This window comes from Lentibacillus cibarius, from assembly GCF_005887555.1.
Taxonomy (GTDB): domain Bacteria; phylum Bacillota; class Bacilli; order Bacillales; family Amphibacillaceae; genus Lentibacillus; species Lentibacillus cibarius.
Genome location: NZ_VCIA01000001.1, coordinates 730,246 through 749,324, shown reverse-complemented (window position 1 = coordinate 749,324; position 19,079 = coordinate 730,246). Strand labels below are relative to the sequence as shown.

Sequence of the window (19,079 nt, the reverse complement as noted above, 5' to 3'; positions counted from 1 at the left end):
ACTGCTTTTTCTTTTTAAATACATATATTATTCGCCTGCCAATTGTGGTATACTTTGTTCGGCGAGATTTGACACATAAATAGGGGGGCTAGCATGAAACAGCGTAGTAAAATAGCACCAAATGAGGAGAATATTATCCCCTTTATACCGGACGGCGATTTCTATTTTACAAAAGGTGTTGAAGCTTTTCAGAAGCGAAAGTTCGAAATAGCGATAAAATGGCTGCAAAAAGCAGTTGATGCAATTCCTACAAATCCGCTTTATAAGTGCCAGTTGTCTATTGTCTACACCGAAATTGGTTCTTACCACACTGCTAACGAATTGTTGAATGAAGTGTTGGAGTCATCAGGTGATCAGTATACAGATTGTTATTACTTACTTGCAAATAATTATGCCCATTTAGGTCTCTTGAATGATGCAAAAAAGTATGCAGAATCATATCTTGATAAAGACCCTGATGGTGATATGCGGGAAGACGCGGAACATTTAATTGACTTAATGATGGTTGATGAAGAACAAGAAGATGACGACTGGGAATTTGAGGAAGAAGATGAACTGCTCATTTATCAGGAGACGGTGTTTTTTCATATGGAACATCAAGCATGGGACAAGGCACTTCCATTGCTTGAAGAGATGATGGCTCTATTTCCGGGCCATGAGAATATACGGCATGATTATGCGTATACCCTATTTTTTGCAGGTTACAGAGATGATGCAATTGACATGGAATACAACCTACTAGCGGAATCTCCAGAATCATTATCAAGTCACATTAACTTAGCTGTTTTTTATCATGAGTTGTGCCGTGAAGAACACAAAACGCATATAAACGCTTTGTTGAATGTATATCCAGTACACGAACAGCAAAAACTTCGAATAGCAGTGACATTCGCACAAACTGGTGTTCACGACGAGGCGTTCAAACGGTTCCGGGCAATCAATGAGGAGAAGGTGAAAAATCACCTTTCCTATTATAAATGGTACAGTATTACAGCATATAAGCTTCATATGTGTTCAAAAGCACTTTCTATATGGAAGAAAGGCTGTAGACGACATACCGAATTAGCTGATGAAGGTCTTCCTTGGATTACGGACTAACGGCTTAGTTGTTTGCTTGAGCATAAGATTAGACGAATATATAGTCTTACTATATGATGAATATGACTTGGAAGAAATAGTGTGGAAAGGGCTGATAATATGGCCGAAGAACGTATTTATGATGTGATTATTGCTGGTGCCGGTCCTGCCGGTATGACTGCCGCAGTTTATGCTTCACGTGCAAATTTGGACACACTGATGCTTGAACGCGGTATTCCGGGTGGCCAGGTAGCGAATACTGAAGATGTAGAAAACTACCCTGGCTATGAATACATTTCGGGACCGGATTTATCCAATAATATGTTCGAACATGCGAAAAAGTTTGGTGCCGAGTATGCGTACGGTGATATTAAAGATGTTGAGGATCATGGTGAGTATAAAACAGTCATTGCTGGGAAAAAGCAATATCATACACGTGCGTTAATTATTACGACTGGTGCCCAGTATAAGAAACTTGGCATTCCGGGCGAAGAGGAGCTCGGTGGACGCGGCGTTTCTTATTGTGCTGTATGTGATGGAGCGTTTTTTAAAGGAAAAGATCTTATCGTAGTCGGCGGTGGGGACTCCGCTGTTGAAGAAGGTATATATTTAACACGCTTTGCCAATAAAGTTACCATCGTGCATCGTCGTGATGAATTGCGTGCACAAAAAATTCTGCAGGATCGTGCATTTGACAATGACAAGATTGAATTCATCTGGGATACAGAGGCAAAACAAATTAATGGCCCAAGTGGCAAGGTAGAAAGCGTCACACTCACTAATAATCAGACAGGTGAAGAATATGACCATCCAATCGATGGGGTATTCATTTATATTGGCATGCTGCCGTTGAATGAGCCATTTAAATCTTTGGGTATTACTAATGAAGAAGGATATATTCCAACCAATGAAAATATGGAGACTTCAATCCCGGGAATCTTTGCTGCGGGTGACATTCGGGAGAAATCACTCCGACAAATCGTAACAGCAACTGGGGATGGAAGTATCGCCGCGGAGACAGCCCAGAAGTATATTGAGGATTTAATGGAAGAAATCAAAGCCGCACAATCCTAAAAGTTATACGGATAGGATGTAAATAAGAAATTTTGTCGTGAACAACTTAGGCGATGCCAATCATTGTTTGATTAATTGTTGCGTTCCATTCATTAGAAAGTAATTGCTTTTTAACGCCGCTGTAATACGTACGCAACAATTATTCGTTACAATGGAATTAACTAATTGACCCCCTTTTTATAAATAAATTAGTTTTTCTGCAGGTGATTGTGCACCTGCATTTTTTTCGTCTAAATATGGACGCTTTATCCTTCTGCCTTACGCTTTTGCTCTATTTTGGCATATACTTGTTGGTTAGTAGCTGTTCATTGTATAATAACCTTAGTGTTTATGGACAGTTCAGTTGAAAGAAGTGAATTAGGAATGCAACGTGTGACAAATTGCATATTAATAGATAATGATAAAGTTTTATTGATTAAAAAACCGCGCCGGGGTTGGTACGCAATCCCAGGCGGTAAGATGGAGCAAGGGGAAACGATTAAAGAATCCGTCGTTCGTGAATTTTGGGAGGAAACAGGTCTGAAACTAATTGATCCTTCACTGACTGGTGCATTCACTTTTATGATCTACAGTAGTGATGAGCTTGTGCAAGAGTGGATGATGTTCACATTTATGTGCAAGGCTTCTGAAGGAGAGTTGGCAAGTTACTGTAAAGAAGGAGAATTGGAGTGGGTGGCGTTGGACGCAATCCACAAATTGCCAATGGCGGAAGGGGACAGAAAGATTTTTGCTCATGTCTTTTCTTCTAACGACATGCTATTCGGTTCGTTTTCGTATACGGAGGATTACGAATTATTGCAAATGCGTTTTGACTCCACAACTTCATGAAGGGGAGAATTAGCATGTGGAATAGTGAACAAGATACCAAACTGGTTATTATTACAGGGATGTCGGGGGCAGGAAAAACGGTAGCTGTTCAAAGCTTTGAGGATTTGGGCTATTACTGTGTTGATAATTTGCCCCCGGCTCTCCTACCCAAGTTTTTAGAGCTAATGAAAGATTCGAGGAATAATATTCATAAAGTCGCCCTTGTCATGGATTTACGAGGAAGGGAATTTTTTGATTCCTTGTTTGGGGCACTGGACGTACTAGGGGAAGAAGACTGGTTAAATGAACACATTCTTTTCTTGGATGCAAAAGATGAGGAACTTGTAACCAGGTATAAGGAAACGAGGCGTTCCCACCCACTGGCCGCAGATGGCCTTCCACTCGAAGGTATTCAAAAGGAGCGCGCCATGCTTGATGAATTACGGGGCAGGGCGCAACGAATTATTGATACGACGACGTTAAAGCCAAAACAATTAAGAGAAAAAATACTAAACGCATACATGGAAGATAAACAGGAAATTTTTTCAGTTAATATGGTGTCGTTTGGTTATAAGTACGGTATACCAATTGATGCTGATTTGGTGTTCGATGTACGGTTTTTGCCAAATCCGCATTATGTACCGCAAATGCAGCCGTTGACAGGATTGGACTCCGAAGTGTCTTCCTATGTATTCAAATGGTCTGACACGCATAAATTTAATGAAAAGGTGCTTGATTTACTCCAGTTTATGCTCCCCCAATATAAGAAAGAAGGCAAGTCCCAGCTTGTCGTCGGGATTGGATGCACTGGCGGGCAGCATCGCTCGGTAGCTATCGCTCAACACTTCGCTAAACAACTTGCAACAAATTATATTACCCATGTCAGTCATCGTGATATTGACAAAAGAAAGGGTTTTTAATATGGGTCGTGGAAATAAACCAAATGTTACGGTGATCGGTGGTGGTACGGGGATGCCCGTCCTGCTACGTGGTCTGAAAAACTTGCCGATCGAGTTAACTGCCCTTGTAACGGTTGCTGATGATGGTGGGAGTACCGGACGTCTGCGGAATGAAATGGCGATACCGGCACCTGGTGACATACGTAATGTTATTGCGGCATTATCTGATGCAGAGCCGATGCTTTTGGATCTGTTTCAGCATAGGTTTAATGCTAGAAACGGACTTTCCGGACATTCGATGGGGAACCTGCTTCTTGCAGCAATGACGTCGATTACGGGCAACTTTTTCACTGGTATTAAAGAAATTTCCCGTGTTTTGAATGTGAAGGGGAATATTTACCCTATTTCGAACCAGAGCTTGTCATTGCATGCCAAAATGGAAGACGATACCGTCGTTTCGGGTGAATCGAATATTCCTTTGGCTAATAAAAAGATCGAGCGTGTTTTTTTAAGTCCGGAGCCAGTTCAGCCGCTTCCGCATGCAGTGGAATCCGTGGAAAATGCAGATTTGGTCGTGATAGCCCCTGGTAGCTTGTATACAAGTATCTTGCCTAATATGATTATACCGCAAATGGACGAAGCCCTCACACGAACAAAGGGTAAGGTCGTCTATGTATGCAATGTAATGACACAGGCAGGGGAAACAACAGCATATACTGCAGCTGACCATATTCAGGCCATTCGTAAACATACCGGAGAGACGTGTATTGATTCGATTGTTGTTCACAATGAACCAATCAGTCCACATATCCGTGATGTCTATGCAGAAGAGAATGCAACCCCTGTTGTTTATGATACCGACCGTCTAATAGATATGGGACTTGAGATCATTGAAGGTGATATTATTAATCCATCAAAAACGACGTTACGTCACGATAAAGAGAAAATAGCAAAACTGCTATATTCCATTATTGATCGGGAATAAGCTGGTGAAGAATGAACAGGGAGGTGTGCGGGATTGTCCTTTGCTTCAGAAATAAAAAAAGAACTAACCGGAATCGAATTGGACACATGTTGCGAATATGCTGAACTTGCAGCACTCATCAGAATGAACGGAGCCCTATCGATGGCTAGAAACATTTATACGCTTGATGTTCAAACGGAAAACGCAGCGATTGCCCGACGTATCTATACATTAATTAAATCGTTATATTCTGTTCCTGTTGAATTGCTCGTTCGAAAGAAAATGAAACTGAAAAAGAATAATGTGTATATTGTCCGCATGAAAGAAGATGTTCAAGAATTGCTTACTGATTTGGGTGTTTTGCAAGGTCCATATACGTTTACTCGGAAAATACCTGATAAGTATCTGGATCGTGACTGCTGCAGAAAATCCTACTTACGGGGGGCTTTTTTAGCAGGTGGATCCATCAATAATCCGGAAACTTCCTCCTATCATTTGGAAATTTTTAATGCTTATCAGGAGCATAATGATGCATTGACGGAGCTTTTGAATGATTTCCAGCTTCGAGCTCGACAGCTTGAACGAAAAAAAGGGTATATAACGTATTTAAAAGAGGCAGAGAAAATTACAGAGTTTTTAAGCATTATTGGCGCACACAATGCTTTATTTAAGTTTGAGGATGTCAGGATTGTCCGTGACATGCGCAATTCAGTAAACCGACTTGTCAATTGTGAAACGGCCAATCTGAACAAAACCATTGGTGCGGCATTCCGTCAAATCGAAAACATCCAATTTATTGAAAATACGGTCGGTCTTGATGTGCTCCCAGAAAAACTTAGGGAAATTGCAGTATTGAGGGTTGAACATCAGGATATCACATTAAAAGAATTAGGAGAACTCATCTCCAACGGGAAAATCTCCAAATCCGGTGTGAATCACCGACTGAAGAAAATTGACGAATTTGCCGAAAAACTAAGGGAAGAAAGAGCGGTTTCAAAGAAGTGAATAATCTAGGGGAATGTGCTATAATAGCTTTAAACTTAGATGAAGATAAGTGGCATGTCATTCACATGATTTTAATTGCATACATGGGTACACCTGTGCAGGCAGTTGAAGTGTGAAACTTGCTGCTATTTTTTATAGAATTGAAAACCATTGCAGTCAGAGGGAGGATGTAACTATTGGTTGAGAAATCAGTCAAGGTTGAGCTTGCTTCCGGTTTGCAGGCGCGGCCCGCAGCCCAATTTGTTCAGGAGGCAAACACATACACCGCACATTTATTTCTCGAAAAAGATGGGAAACGGGTGAATGCAAAAAGTATCATGGGATTGATGAGCTTAGCAATTACTACTGGGGAAACAATCAAACTTATTGCAGAAGGCGCAGATGAAGAAACAGCATTGCATAATTTAATTACCTTTGTTTCAAAAACAACCGTATGATAAACGGGAAGTCACTTCAGATTGCTAAAAAATTGGATGTAAATTGATAGAATGAAAGGGCTGTATGAAAGTGTATGCAGCCCTTTCAAGTACACAAAAAATCCGGCACCCACTTATAAAACGCAGCGAATGCCGAATTCTCTATAATAGTATTAGTTTTTATCGGATTGCCGCTTCAATACTTTGTCAATTAGTCCATATTCCTTGGACTCTTCAGCGGACATGAAGTTGTCGCGATCTGTATCCCGTTCAACTACTTCTATTGGTTGACCAGTGCGTTCGGACAGAATTTTGTTCAGTTTTTCGCGCATTTCAATAATACGGCGCGCATGGATTTCAATGTCAGATGCTTGACCTTGTGTTCCGCCCAATGGTTGGTGAATCATCACTTCACTGTTTGGTAGTGCATAACGTTTACCTTTTTCACCAGCTGCAAGTAGAAATGCCCCCATTGATGCCGCCATACCAGTGCAGATTGTTGACACATCGGATTTGATGAATTGCATTGTGTCATAAATTGCCATGCCGGCAGTTATAGAGCCACCTGGTGAGTTAATGTAAAGAGAGATGTCCTTATCCGGATCTTCCGCTTCCAAAAAGAGTAGCTGTGCAACGATTGTGTTAGCCACATTATCGTCAATTCCGCTACCAAGCATGATTATACGGTCTTTTAAAAGGCGTGAGTAAATATCATATGCACGTTCCCCACGGTTTGTCTGTTCAATAACTGTTGGTATCAGATTCATGTGTTCTTCCTCCTTATATAGCTAATTCATCCATATATCGGATAATTTAATCATAACTAATAGGTCAAAAAAGGTCAAATGAAAAGTAGCCTATCCTCCCTAAAAAATTCTTTAATCATCATTCCCTATAATTGGGAAAATAAACCTTTTACTAGGGAAGTCTGTATTTATTTATGTATAACTTCAAAGAATAAAAATTATGAACGATATTATAAAACAAACATAAACACTATGTATTGACTGATGTTCACCACCAATAATTCCACTGGCATGAGTCAAACACACCAGCTAGATAAGAAGGAGAATTCTTCATCCTTTATTTACACAAAAAAAGACAAGGAACTCGCATCAGGTGCATCGCTTGTCTTGTCTTCATTATAGCGCGCCCGGGAGGACTTGAACCCCCGACCCCTGGTACCGGAAACCAGTGCTCTATCCAGCTGAGCTACGAGCGCATTCGATTAATAATCTTTGCAAACACAATTGATATTATAACGCCTAAATCACTTTTTAACAAGTACTTTGTTTTAATTTCTGCTGATAAACTATTATTTGTAAAGTTGTTATTCTTCGTAAACCTGAACACACTTATTACAAATAAGCTGTTCAAACGGTGTTCTCGGAACGTTAATTGGCGAGGCGAAGTTGAAGAAGTATTGCGCAATATGTTCTTATTTCACCAGTTAGTTAACGGGTAAGCTGTAGACTTTTAGCTAAGTTAAGTAGTAGGTAGTATTAAAGGATGCAATATGAATGGGAAAAGCGTATAATAATTTGCGTAGAAGTCGAGTTATATGTTTGCTTAAATCTTATTTGGGGGGTCGCACATGGGTATTTTTAATAAAAAGCCGGACAAGATTACAGCATATTTAGTGGACTTTGCTAAACATCTTAGTGAAGCGACAGACTATTTTCTTACATTTAAGGTGAAGGATGATAATACACTGCAGGAATTCGCGTTGACGATGAAACAGTATGAGACGGAAGCAGATGAAAAAGTGCATGGCATCCTTCAGCATCTGAACCATGTGTTCATCACGCCGATTGAACGTGAAGACATTATGCAGTTGACGATGAACCTTGACGATTTGATTGATGGGATGGAAGAATTCACGGCATTAATGGATATTCATCAAATTTATTCGTCCGATAAATATATTGATCAGTTTACCGATTATATTCAAAAATGTTCCAAAGAAATTTCGTTGGCTCTTGAATTGTTTGCGGATAGTAACTTAAAAGACATGGAAAAGCATGCGATTCAAATAAAGGATTATGAAAGCAAGTGCGACGATTTATATCGCAATTCCATGAAGGGGTTATTTCAAAATGAAGCGAACCCGATAAAGGTAATCCAGTACAAGGAAATTTATGAAACATTGGAACAAATTGCGGATGATTACGAGGACGTTGCTAATATTATGCAAAGTATCATCATGAAGAACGCGTGATAAGGGGCATCATACGGTTATGAATAGTTTACTTTTCGTTGTTGTTTTTATTGTTATATTTGCACTTATATTTGATTTTATCAATGGATTTCATGATACGGCTAACGCTATCGCAACGTCTGTATCAACTAAAGCCCTTACCCCGAGGCGTGCTATTATATTGGCGGCGGTCATGAATTTTCTTGGTGCACTGACATTCACAGGTGTAGCACAAACGATTACGAGCGGCATAGCGAATCCATTTGACCTGCAAAATGGGACAACCATGATTCTTGCTGCGTTAATTTCAGCTATTACCTGGAATTTGATTACGTGGCTATTTGGGATTCCGAGTAGTTCGTCGCACGCTATTATTGGTGCGATTGCTGGAGCTGTTATTGCCTCGGAAGGTTTTAGTGCCGTGCAGTACGGTGGTTTTATTTCCATTATTGAGGGGCTGATTTTTTCCCCGGTGATCGCATTTGTCGTTGGCTACATTCTTTATTCGATTATTAAGGTTGTATTTAAAAATCGAAATCTAGCCAAAACCAATAAACAATTCCGCCGTATTCAGATGGTCACTGCAGCTGTTCAATCGTACGCTCATGGCACCAATGATGCACAGAAGTCCATGGGGATTATTACGATGGCGCTCATTGTCGGTGGGGTGCATACGACGACAGAGGTGCCGTTTTGGGTACAGTTGAGTTGTGCGACTGCCATGGCATTGGGAACATCGATAGGCGGCTGGCGTATCATCAAAACGGTTGGCAGCAAAATTATGAAAATCCGTCCGGTAAACGGTGTGGCTGCTGATTTGACCGGTGCCGCTACGATCTTTGGTGCGACTCTCATTCACTTGCCGGTCAGTACAACACACGTCATTTCCACTGCGATCATGGGGGTGGGAACTTCTCATCGCATAAAAGGCGTTAATTGGGGCATTGCGCAACGTATGGTCGTTACGTGGGTCATCACACTGCCGATGACTGCTCTGCTCGGAGCCCTCGTGCTGTTTATATTGCAGTTATTTCCTTTCTTTTAGGCGCCGAACAGGTTCATGAATCTGTCCTCTGTGTCCGTCTTTGAATTAGGAAACAGAAAAAAGGAAAGCGGAGCGACATGTTGTCACTCCACTTTCCTTTTTGTGATGGAGCCTAGCGGGATCGAACCGCTGACCTCCTGCGTGCAAAGCAGGCGCTCTCCCAGCTGAGCTAAGGCCCCGTTTATATAATTAGTATAAATGTTATGCACTCATGTATTGGAATGGTCGGGAAGACAGGATTTGAACCTGCGACCTCCACGTCCCGAACGTGGCACTCTACCAAACTAAGCTACTTCCCGTACTAGAGCGGAAAACGGGACTCGAACCCGCGACTCCCACCTTGGGAAGGTGGTGTTCTACCACTGAACTACTTCCGCATTGGTTAGCTCGTTAGCTGGAAAAATTAATAGAAGCGAGAGCCTAGTTTTTTATAACGACAATATTTATTGTACGACTGATAACTAATAATGTCAATATCTTTAGTTAAAAAAGTAGTCTTTTGAAACACGTGAAAAGCATTAATTCCAGATGGGACAGGGAAGAGGCCCGCTATCCCTGCCGTTTCGTAATTGGTTTATCTGGAAACATTGACTAAATATAATTCCGGATGTGATTGTTGCAATAATACCAAATTGTATATATTAAGATTATTGACTTATAACCATACACCGATTGCGAATAATAGTCCAAATGCCCAATGGTGCCATGCTGCCCATTTCATACCTGCTAACTCCTCTGCGCGTTTGGCTTTTTTCCGAAAAGACCAGCGAAGTCGGAAGGCCAATGGTAAAGCTAATAAAACAAGTGTAGCCGACCATGGAACAACATTGCTAACTACTAATCCTATAACAGTGATATAGCTAAGCGTAAGCAAGGCAGTCAGCAAATTTACAGCCTTAAAGCGTCCGAGTGTTGTTGCTAGTGTATGACGGAAGGTGTGATCTTTCTCTATGTCTCGTATATTGTTAGTCAAAATCATTGAAGCGATGATCAATGCAAACGGTAGGGAGATAGCAAGGATATCCAGTCTTAATGCGTTCCCTTGAACAACATAACTCAATATTGTAACAATCGGTCCGAGAAATGTGAACGCTACCGTCTCTCCTAACCCAATGGAACACAATGGACGTGGACCAGCCGAGTAAAGATATCCGAAAATAATACTAGCAATGCCGACTGGAATAATCCAAATGCTACTTTGATAGGCAAGCCAGGCTCCAATGAGCACTGCAGCACTAATCATTAAAATGGCGGTGTATAGAACGGCAGCATGTGGTGGGCCGCTCGCACTAGATTGGTCAGTCGTCCATTTTGCCTTGTCCTGTCCATGCTGAAAATCGTAGTAATCATTAAAAAGGTTTGTCGCGGATTGAATCAATAAAGAAGCAATGAGCATGGCTAAAAATACAGAAAATCGGATCGATTCATGCATAGCAGCTATTCCGGTACCGACAAGAATCGGGGTGATTGTTCCCGTCAGTGTCATCGGTCGAAACAGTTGCAACCATGATGCACGGTAATAATATATTTCTTGTTTACGATTGATAGCAGAAGATAACATTTGTATCAGCCTCCTTTTATAGTAAAACCATCAACACAATAAGCACGATAAAACCAACACCTTCAACGGACTCGGTAATGGCAACTTTGGAAAGTGCCTTGTATAAAGTCTTTTTATCCCCGCGGTCCGCTTGTTCCCATAAAGTAACATTCGATAGCACGCTTATCGCCTGTCTGAATCCGATGAACATACCCCAAAGCAGTGTCAAACTGCCGGTAGTAAATGCTGCTATCCATATATTTCCGTAGCTTGTTTGCCATATGTTATTCCAGGTTTCAATTGGACCAAATATCGTTCCAAGCAATAATCCGGTGACAATTACCCCAATTCCTGCTGCTGTTAATAATTTGTGCGACCATTGCATGAGCGCAAGTAGTAATTGGCGTTGCTGTACAAAGGCCATTTTCCTGACAGCTGGGAAGACCCCCCATCCTATAAAAAATACGCCGCCAACCCAAGTGATTGCTAGCAGGATATGGATGAACAATGTCAACTGTCGCAATTCCCAAATCATAAGCGTTCACCAACTTTGGTTTGTTTACTGTCATTGTATCTCCAACTAACTTAATACGATGTGATATATGTCACAAAATGAAGCCAGGGATATGGATGGAACGTGCGTTTTTGTCGATCTTATGGCAAACTAAAAGTATTCAGTATGGATGGAGGGCTTATCATGCGGCCGAAAATGGCTCAGGAGCAGAAGCTGCAGCTCAAAATGAACCAGTCGCTTATCCAATCTATTCAGCTGCTTCAATGTACAGGAGTAGAAGTTGTCGATTACATTCAAGAGATTGCCAAAGAAAATCCCTTGATTGAAGATGTAAACTATGATTATGAGTTCAACAACTTTAAACAGGCGGTTGGGGATAAACAAGCAATTGGAGAAATCAATCAGGCAGAGGAGTCCATGTATGATCGGTTGAAAAGTCAACTTTATACGATAGAGCTGCCGGAACCGTTACGGCCGGTAGTTATATTTGGTATTGACTCACTGGATGAAAACGGGTATTTAGATATTACCATGGAATCATGGGCTAAGCAGTGTGAAATACGTCTAGATCAAGCGGAACAGGCGTTACAATGGGTCCAATCATTGGAGCCTGCAGGTATTGGTGCAAGGTCGCTCAAGGAATGTATTCTGCTTCAGCTTGATAAATCAGTATCATTTCTAGAAGAACTGCTAGAAAATCACCTAGAATGGCTGGCTGAGGAAAATATTTCGGCAATTAGTGATTATTTTCATTTGACAGAAGATGAAGCTGCGGTGAATGTGGAGAGAATTAAGTCCTGTCATCCAAAACCGGGGCGGCTCTTATCAGAGAAGAAAACAGAATATATTATCCCGGAAGCTTACATCTATGAGGAGGACGGTAACTGGAAGATATCGTTCTACAAGTGGTATTCACCCGAGATTGAAATTAATGAAGCATATAAGCATTTTCAACCGGATGATCAAGCGGCAACAACTTTCCTAAAAGAGAAATATCGCCAAGTTAATTGGTTGCAGCAAGTGTTGCGATATAGGGGTAATACCCTTGAACGTGTTATTGAAAAGATTGTCAAGAAGCAACAACTATACTTTTCTCATGGTGCGTTTATGTTGCAGCCACTGACGTTAAATGAATTAGCAACTGATTTGGATATGCACATTTCAACAGTCAGTCGAGCGATAGCTAATAAATATATCCAGACGAAACGCGGGATTATTCCATTGAAATTTTTCCTGCAGCCGGGTGTCAAGCAAAGTAATGGGCAACAGATCACATCGTTTGTCATTAAACAATTAATTGCCGAATTGATAGAAAATGAAGATAAGCGAAAACCGTTGTCAGACCAGGTGATCAAAAGCCGGCTGAAGCAGGAATTTGGAATAAATGTTGCGCGGCGAACGGTCGTCAAATATCGTGAACAGCTCGGAATAGCGGCATCAACGAAACGAAAATAAAGGAGACTCGACAATGGAACACATTCTTTTTTACACTAAACAAAACTGTCCATTATGTGATCATGCACGAGCATTGCTTGATTTATTACGTCATGACTATTCCTTTCGAATAGAAGAGCGAGATATTTATGAAAAGGATGAGTGGCTGGAAGAATATCAGTTGCTTATACCGACAGTGAAAATCGGCGATGCAGAACTGCATTGTGAGGAAATCAGTTATGAGGCGTTGAAACGGGCATTGAAGAATAAAACGGAAATGTGATTTAAAATGTTTGTATAAACAGGTGTGTGTGGTATAATAATAATAGAGAAGAAATTCTCTCTTTTTTTGGACTATGTGGGACGATAAATGATGTACCGGGACCAAAACTGACCAGCTAAGGGGGCTATTATGCAATTAATTAATCTCCAAAAAAAATTATACCCCGACTTGCTGGATGTTATGCAGCAGCGCTATGTAATTCTGCAGAACATTGAATTCCTCCAGCCAATCGGGAGAAGGGCGCTGGCCGATAATACTGACCTTACTGAACGGCATATCCGTGGTGAAGTCAATATTCTTTCTAAGCAAGGTCTGATTGGGATGACGTCCAAAGGTATGCAATTGACAGAAGAGGGAAAGTTAGTGATAGATCAATTAGCAACCTTTATGCATGAGGCAATGGGATTAAGTGTTTTAGAAAAGCAGCTAAAGGATAAAGTACAAATAAGGAATGTTATTATTGTTCCCGGTAATAGTGATGAACATCATTGGGTAAAACAAGAAATGGGTAAAGCATGTGCTTCCTACTTACAGGAGCATATGACTTCAAATCAAACCATTGCAGTTACAGGTGGGACAACGATTGCTGCGGTTGCCGATATGATAGGGGCGATCACGAATGAAACGAATTGCTTGTTTGTCCCTGCCAGAGGTGGTATCGGGGAAAAGGAAGAAAATCAGGCAAATACAATTGCTGCCAAAATGGCAAGACAGTCAAATGGTACCTATCGATTATTATATGTCCCCGATCCTTTAAGTGAAAATTCGTATCAGACCATGATTAAAGAACCAGCTGTTATTGAAGTACTTAAACTTATTAAAGATGCTGACGTTGTTTTACACGGAATAGGTGATGCAATCACGATGGCCAAGCGCCGCAAGACTTCGGAGGAAGTAATCCGGAAACTTGAAGAAGAAAAGGCAGTCAGTGAAGCATTCGGTTACTATTTCAATGGTTCCGGTGGGATTGTTCATAAGGTACGGACAATTGGTATTCATCTGGATGATTTGTCCGAAAATAGGAAAATGGTAGTTACGGTGGCTGGTGGAAAATCAAAGGCACAAGCAATTACTTCTTATTTTAAACAAGGAAGAAGTGACTTGCTCATAACAGACGAAGCGGCTGCTGAAGCGATTTTAAGGGATAATTCATCCCTTTAAATAAAAAGATTCACTAACATATAGGAGGAATTATTTATGGCAATTAAAATGGGTATTAACGGGTTTGGACGTATTGGTCGCAATGTGTTTCGCCAGGCTTTGAAAAATGATGAGGTGGAAGTAGTTGCCGTCAATGATTTGACGGATGCCAATATGCTTGCACATTTGCTGCAGTATGATTCCGTGCATGGTACGCTGGACGAGGAAGTTACCGTTAATGGTGAAAATATTGTTGTTGGTGGAAAAGAAATCAAAGTGCTTTCCGAACGCGATCCTGCCGACCTTGGTTGGGGAAATCTTGGTGTAGATATAGTGGTTGAATCGACTGGTCGTTTCACACAACGTGATGACGCGAAAAAACACCTTGATGCAGGTGCGAAGAAAGTTGTCATTTCAGCACCGGGTAAACAGGAAGACCTGACAATGGTTATGGGTGTTAACGAAGAAGATTATGATCCTGCCAAGCACCATATTGTTTCCAATGCTTCGTGCACAACGAACTGCTTGGCACCACTGGCTAAAGTCTTGCATGAAAAGTTTGGTGTGAAGCGTGGGTTGATGACAACTGTTCACTCGTATACCAATGATCAGCAAATTCTCGACTTACCGCATAAAGATTATCGTCGTGCACGTGCGGCGGCGCAAAACATTATTCCAACGACAACAGGAGCGGCAAAAGTTGTTGGAAAAGTGCTTCCTGATTTAGATGGTAAGTTAAATGGTATGGCGGTACGTGTGCCAACGCCAGATGGTTCCCTGACGGATCTTGTTGCAGAGCTCGATCAAAATGTAACAGAAGAAGACGTTAATAACGCATTTAAAGAGGCTGCGGAAGGTGAACTGAAAGGTGTTCTCGGCTACACAGAAGCTCCTGTCGTTTCCAGCGATATCGTAGGCAACACGTTTTCGTCATTGTTTGATGCACAATCAACCATGACCCTTGAGGATAACATGGTAAAAGTTGTTTCTTGGTATGATAATGAGATGGGCTATTCTGCACGTTGTGTTGACCTCGCCGTTTACATCAGTAAACAAGGACTATAAGATGATATCGGGGGAGGTCTATCCTCCTCCTTTTTTCAAGAGATAAGAATGTATAAAATGAAGTTGCCACCTCGATTTCTGACGATACATATTTCTTAGCTAGGAGGTTTTGGTATGAATAAAAAAACGCTTCATGACCTTGATGTCAAAGGAAAGAGAGTTTTTTGCCGGGTTGACTTTAATGTACCGATGAAGGATGGGGAGGTTACAGATGACACGCGCATCAGGGCCGCATTGCCGACAATCAACCATTTATCAGAGAATGGGGCTATTGTAATCCTTGCAAGTCACCTTGGTCGGCCAAAAGGGAAAGTGACAGAGGAATTACGACTTGATCCGGTTGCAGGGCGATTGAGTGATTTAACAGGAAAAGAAATAGTCAAAACGGATGAGGTATATGGTAAAGAAGTAAATGAAGCCATTTCCGAAGCTGATAATGGTGATATCATCTTAATAGAGAATGTCCGTTTTGAACCTGGAGAAGAAAAAAATGACCCTGAATTAATTGAGGCATTTGCCGCAATGGCTGACATGTATGTAAATGATGCCTTCGGTGCAGCTCACCGTGCACATGCGTCAACAACGGGGGTTGCCGAAAAATTGCCTGCTGCTGCCGGTTTTCTAATGGAAAAGGAGATAGAAGTGTTAGGTAAAGCTTTAGAAAACCCTGAGCGGCCATTTACCGCAATCATTGGCGGTGCCAAAGTGAAAGATAAAATTAACGTCATAGATCATCTGCTTGATAAAGTGGACAACTTGATTATTGGTGGCGGTCTTGCTTATACATTTGTGAAGGCACAGGGTTATGAAATTGGCAAATCATTGCTTGAAGAAGACAAACTGGATTTGGCTAAAGAATTCATGCAAAAGGCGAAAGAAAAAGGTGTCAGCTTTGTGATGCCCGAGGATGCGATTGTGGCTGACGACTTTTCTGCGGATGCCAATACGAAGGTCGTGGATATTACGTATATACCTGAGGATTGGGAAGCACTTGATATTGGACCTGAAACATGTAAAAAGTATGATAAGATTGTTAGCGAGTCAAAGCTGGTTATTTGGAACGGACCGATGGGTGTATTTGAGTATAATGCATTCGCCGGTGGAACGAAGGCCGTTGCTGAAAGTTTGGCCAACACGGATGGCTATACGGTGATTGGCGGTGGTGATTCAGCCGCAGCTGTTGAGAAATTTGGCTTGGCCGAAGAGATGGATCATGTGTCCACTGGCGGCGGTGCATCCCTTGAATTTATGGAAGGGAAAGTCCTTCCGGGGTTACAGGCGCTGGATGACAAATAAATTAACGCGGGGTGATGAATGATGCGTAAGAAAATTATAGCTGGAAATTGGAAAATGAACAAATTAGCTGCTGAAGCTGATCAATTTGCTAATGATGTAACCGGAAATCTTCCCGATGATGATCACGTAGAAGCGATTATCTGTGCACCATTTCCATTTTTGCCATCACTTGTAGAAAAATCGAAAGGGAGCAAGTTAAAAATCAGTGCACAAACGATGCATTTTGAAGAAAGTGGTGCCTTTACCGGGGAGGTCAGCCCGTCAATGCTACAGGATATCGGTGTGACACATGTAGTGATTGGTCATTCTGAACGCCGTGAGCAATTTGGCGAAACGGATGAATCTGTAAACAAAAAAGTGCATGCAGCGTTCAACCACGGATTGACGCCGATCGTTTGTGTAGGTGAAACGCTTGACCAACGTGAAGCTAACGATACGATGAATCACATTGAAACCCAGGTTCGTAAGGCATTGGAAGGTTTAACTGAGCAACAGATTGCTGAAGTGATTATTGCTTATGAACCAATCTGGGCTATCGGTACAGGCAAAACAGCATCAAGTGAAGACGCTAATGATGTTTGCATCCATATCCGTAATGTCGTCAAAGATATTGCTGGTAAAGAAACTGCCGATCAGCTTGTGATTCAGTATGGTGGTAGCGTTAAACCAGCTAACATCGATGAACTAATGGCACAATCGGATATCGATGGAGCCCTGGTTGGCGGTGCTAGTCTTGAAGCAGATTCATTCCTTAAGCTTGTGGAGGCAGGTACAAAATGAGTAATAACAACCTTGCTGCATTAATTATTCTTGATGGCTTTGGAATTCGTGAGGAAGAAAAGGGCAATGCCGTCAAACAAGCAAACACGCCTAACTTTGATCGTTATTGGGGTAAATATCCACACAACCAGTTGACAGCAAGTGGGGAGGCGGTTGGTCTTCCAGAAGGGCAGATGGGAAATTCGGAAGTTGGCCACCTCAATATCGGTGCCGGCCGAATTGTGTATCAAAGTCTTACAAGGGTCAATTTATCTATTAAAGAAGGCGAATTCTTTGAGAAAGATGCCTTTGTAAAGTCAATAGAACATGCTAAGAAAAACGACAAAGCGCTACACATTTTCGGTCTGTTATCTGATGGTGGCGTCCATAGCCATATCAGTCATCTGTTTGCATTATTGAAGCTTGCGAAAGAAAAAGGACTGCAAAAGGTGTTTGTACATGCCTTTTTAGATGGACGTGATGTTGGTCAGCAAACTGCAAAGGAATATATAAAGCAGACAGAGGAAAAAATGCGCGAATACGGAGTTGGTCAGTTTGCCACCATTTCTGGCCGCTATTATTCCATGGACCGTGATAAGCGTTGGGACCGTGTCAAGCGGGCGTATGATGCGATGGTTTATGGCGAAGGACCAACATATAAGAATCCATACGATATGATTGATGACTCTTATGCGAATGGGATTTATGACGAATTTGTAATTCCATCGGTCATGACAGATGATAACGGGGAGCCTATCGGTAAGGTACAGGACGAAGATTCCATTATCTTTTATAATTTCCGTCCCGATCGAGCTATCCAAATATCGAGAACGTTTGCCAATGATGATTTCCATGACTTTGATCGCGGTAGCCATCCACCCAAAAATGTGGACTTTGTCATGCTAACTGAGTTCAGTGAGTCAGTTGACGGTTATGTGGCGTATCAACCAGTTAATCTGGATAATACAGTCGGGGAAGTATTGTCACAACATGGAATGAAGCAGCTTCGTATCGCGGAAACCGAGAAATATCCGCACGTGACCTTCTTTATGAGTGGTGGACGGGAAAATGAATTTCCCGGCGAAAAACGTGTGCTAATTAATTCGCCAAAAGTTGCTACCTATGATTTGCAACCGGAGATGAGTGTTTATGAAGTAACCGATTCGTTGCTGGAAGAGCTTGATAGCCAAGAGCATAACGCGATTATTTTAAATTTCGCCAATCCTGACATGGTTGGCCATTCTGGTAAACTGGAACCGACCATTCAAGCAATCGAAGCGGTGGACGAATGCCTTGGAAAAGTTGTTGATAAGATTCTCGAGCTTGGAGGTAATGCTATTATAACTGCTGACCATGGCAACTCGGATGAAGTGATTACAATGGAAGGTGAACCGATGACATCACACACGAAAAACCCGGTTCCCGTCATTGTAACTAGAGAGGGAGAAACATTACGCGATGGCGGTATTTTAGCAGATTTATCCCCAACATTGCTCGACCTATTGCATGTGAAAAAACCTAAAGAAATGACAGGAAACACACTGATTAAAAAATAAAGGAGTGG

19 protein-coding genes and 4 tRNA genes are annotated in these 19,079 nt (G+C 41.6%); 16 read left to right on the top strand and 7 right to left on the bottom strand.

All coding sequences use genetic code 11. The annotated features are described in order from the left end of the window. Window positions 1-93: 93 nt before the first annotated feature. From FFL34_RS03790 to FFL34_RS03760, 7 genes are all read left to right on the top strand, one after another. On the top strand, window positions 94-1,098 hold the full coding sequence (locus tag FFL34_RS03790; protein WP_138601615.1) for a tetratricopeptide repeat protein: 1,005 nt from the start codon (window positions 94-96) through the stop codon (window positions 1,096-1,098). A 99-nt stretch (window positions 1,099-1,197) separates the two neighbouring features. Continuing rightward, entirely contained in the window at window positions 1,198-2,151 is a 954-nt protein-coding gene (trxB, locus tag FFL34_RS03785; protein WP_138604659.1) for a thioredoxin-disulfide reductase, read from the top strand. A gap of 363 nt (window positions 2,152-2,514) precedes the next feature. Next, complete coding sequence (locus FFL34_RS03780) at window positions 2,515-2,979, top strand: NUDIX hydrolase (protein WP_138601613.1); 465 nt, start codon at window positions 2,515-2,517, stop codon at window positions 2,977-2,979. Between the two features lie 14 nt (window positions 2,980-2,993). Next, the gene (rapZ, locus tag FFL34_RS03775) at window positions 2,994-3,878 is read left to right on the top strand and encodes an RNase adapter RapZ (RefSeq protein WP_138601611.1); all 885 of its coding nucleotides are present in this window, start codon (window positions 2,994-2,996) and stop codon (window positions 3,876-3,878) included. Between the two features lies 1 nt (window position 3,879). Further along, window positions 3,880-4,842 carry a gluconeogenesis factor YvcK family protein gene (locus FFL34_RS03770; RefSeq protein ID WP_138601609.1) on the top strand — a complete coding sequence of 321 codons (963 nt, stop codon included), beginning with the start codon at window positions 3,880-3,882 and terminating at the stop codon, window positions 4,840-4,842. 33 nt (window positions 4,843-4,875) lie between these two features. Next, window positions 4,876-5,826 (top strand): DNA-binding protein WhiA, encoded by a 951-nt coding sequence (whiA, locus tag FFL34_RS03765; RefSeq protein WP_138601607.1) that lies wholly within the window; start codon window positions 4,876-4,878, stop codon window positions 5,824-5,826. 176 nt (window positions 5,827-6,002) lie between these two features. Then, window positions 6,003-6,263 carry an HPr family phosphocarrier protein gene (locus FFL34_RS03760; protein ID WP_138601605.1) on the top strand — a complete coding sequence of 87 codons (261 nt, stop codon included), beginning with the start codon at window positions 6,003-6,005 and terminating at the stop codon, window positions 6,261-6,263. A 152-nt stretch (window positions 6,264-6,415) separates the two neighbouring features. Here the strand turns inward: FFL34_RS03760 and clpP are convergent, their stop codons facing one another. Together clpP and FFL34_RS03750 are read right to left on the bottom strand one after the other, a co-directional pair. Next, entirely contained in the window at window positions 6,416-7,009 is a 594-nt protein-coding gene (gene clpP, locus FFL34_RS03755; RefSeq protein ID WP_138601603.1) for an ATP-dependent Clp endopeptidase proteolytic subunit ClpP, read from the bottom strand. A gap of 381 nt (window positions 7,010-7,390) precedes the next feature. Next, window positions 7,391-7,464 (bottom strand) — tRNA-Arg (locus FFL34_RS03750). A gap of 378 nt (window positions 7,465-7,842) precedes the next feature. Here FFL34_RS03750 and FFL34_RS03745 point away from each other — a divergent pair. Further along, window positions 7,843-8,460: a DUF47 domain-containing protein gene (locus FFL34_RS03745; protein WP_138604658.1), complete on the top strand. Its 618-nt coding sequence runs from the start codon at window positions 7,843-7,845 to the stop codon at window positions 8,458-8,460. A 19-nt stretch (window positions 8,461-8,479) separates the two neighbouring features. Continuing rightward, window positions 8,480-9,484: an inorganic phosphate transporter gene (locus FFL34_RS03740; protein WP_138601601.1), complete on the top strand. Its 1,005-nt coding sequence runs from the start codon at window positions 8,480-8,482 to the stop codon at window positions 9,482-9,484. 106 nt (window positions 9,485-9,590) lie between these two features. Here FFL34_RS03740 and FFL34_RS03735 read toward each other — a convergent pair. From FFL34_RS03735 to FFL34_RS03715, 5 genes are all read right to left on the bottom strand, one after another. After that, window positions 9,591-9,663: transfer RNA gene (locus FFL34_RS03735), tRNA-Ala, on the bottom strand. 43 nt (window positions 9,664-9,706) lie between these two features. After that, window positions 9,707-9,783, bottom strand: a tRNA-Pro gene (locus tag FFL34_RS03730). 6 nt (window positions 9,784-9,789) lie between these two features. Further along, window positions 9,790-9,861, bottom strand: a tRNA-Gly gene (locus tag FFL34_RS03725). A gap of 278 nt (window positions 9,862-10,139) precedes the next feature. Next, window positions 10,140-11,045, bottom strand: a complete 906-nt coding sequence (gene menA, locus FFL34_RS03720) for a 1,4-dihydroxy-2-naphthoate octaprenyltransferase (protein WP_138601599.1) — start codon at window positions 11,043-11,045, stop codon at window positions 10,140-10,142. A gap of 16 nt (window positions 11,046-11,061) precedes the next feature. Further along, on the bottom strand, window positions 11,062-11,559 hold the full coding sequence (locus tag FFL34_RS03715) for a V-type ATP synthase subunit I domain-containing protein (protein ID WP_138601597.1): 498 nt from the start codon (window positions 11,557-11,559) through the stop codon (window positions 11,062-11,064). Window positions 11,560-11,721: 162 nt separating this feature from the next. Here FFL34_RS03715 and rpoN point away from each other — a divergent pair, with 162 nt between their 5' ends. The 7 genes from rpoN (at window position 11,722) to gpmI (ending at window position 19,071) form a co-directional block, all read left to right on the top strand. Next, window positions 11,722-12,993 (top strand): RNA polymerase factor sigma-54, encoded by a 1,272-nt coding sequence (rpoN, locus tag FFL34_RS03710; protein WP_138601595.1) that lies wholly within the window; start codon window positions 11,722-11,724, stop codon window positions 12,991-12,993. A 13-nt stretch (window positions 12,994-13,006) separates the two neighbouring features. Continuing rightward, a complete protein-coding gene (locus tag FFL34_RS03705; protein WP_138601593.1) occupies window positions 13,007-13,255 on the top strand; it encodes a glutaredoxin family protein in 249 nt (82 codons plus the stop codon). 126 nt (window positions 13,256-13,381) lie between these two features. After that, entirely contained in the window at window positions 13,382-14,416 is a 1,035-nt protein-coding gene (locus FFL34_RS03700; RefSeq protein ID WP_138601591.1) for a sugar-binding transcriptional regulator, read from the top strand. A 36-nt stretch (window positions 14,417-14,452) separates the two neighbouring features. Beyond that, on the top strand, window positions 14,453-15,460 hold the full coding sequence (gap, locus tag FFL34_RS03695; RefSeq protein ID WP_138601589.1) for a type I glyceraldehyde-3-phosphate dehydrogenase: 1,008 nt from the start codon (window positions 14,453-14,455) through the stop codon (window positions 15,458-15,460). 114 nt (window positions 15,461-15,574) lie between these two features. Continuing rightward, window positions 15,575-16,756 (top strand): phosphoglycerate kinase, encoded by a 1,182-nt coding sequence (locus tag FFL34_RS03690; protein WP_138601587.1) that lies wholly within the window; start codon window positions 15,575-15,577, stop codon window positions 16,754-16,756. 21 nt (window positions 16,757-16,777) lie between these two features. Further along, window positions 16,778-17,536 carry a triose-phosphate isomerase gene (gene tpiA / locus FFL34_RS03685; RefSeq protein ID WP_138601585.1) on the top strand — a complete coding sequence of 253 codons (759 nt, stop codon included), beginning with the start codon at window positions 16,778-16,780 and terminating at the stop codon, window positions 17,534-17,536. Continuing rightward, on the top strand, window positions 17,533-19,071 hold the full coding sequence (gpmI, locus tag FFL34_RS03680) for a 2,3-bisphosphoglycerate-independent phosphoglycerate mutase (RefSeq protein WP_138601583.1): 1,539 nt from the start codon (window positions 17,533-17,535) through the stop codon (window positions 19,069-19,071). Before tpiA ends, gpmI begins: the two co-directional genes overlap by 4 nt. Window positions 19,072-19,079: the final 8 nt, after the last annotated feature.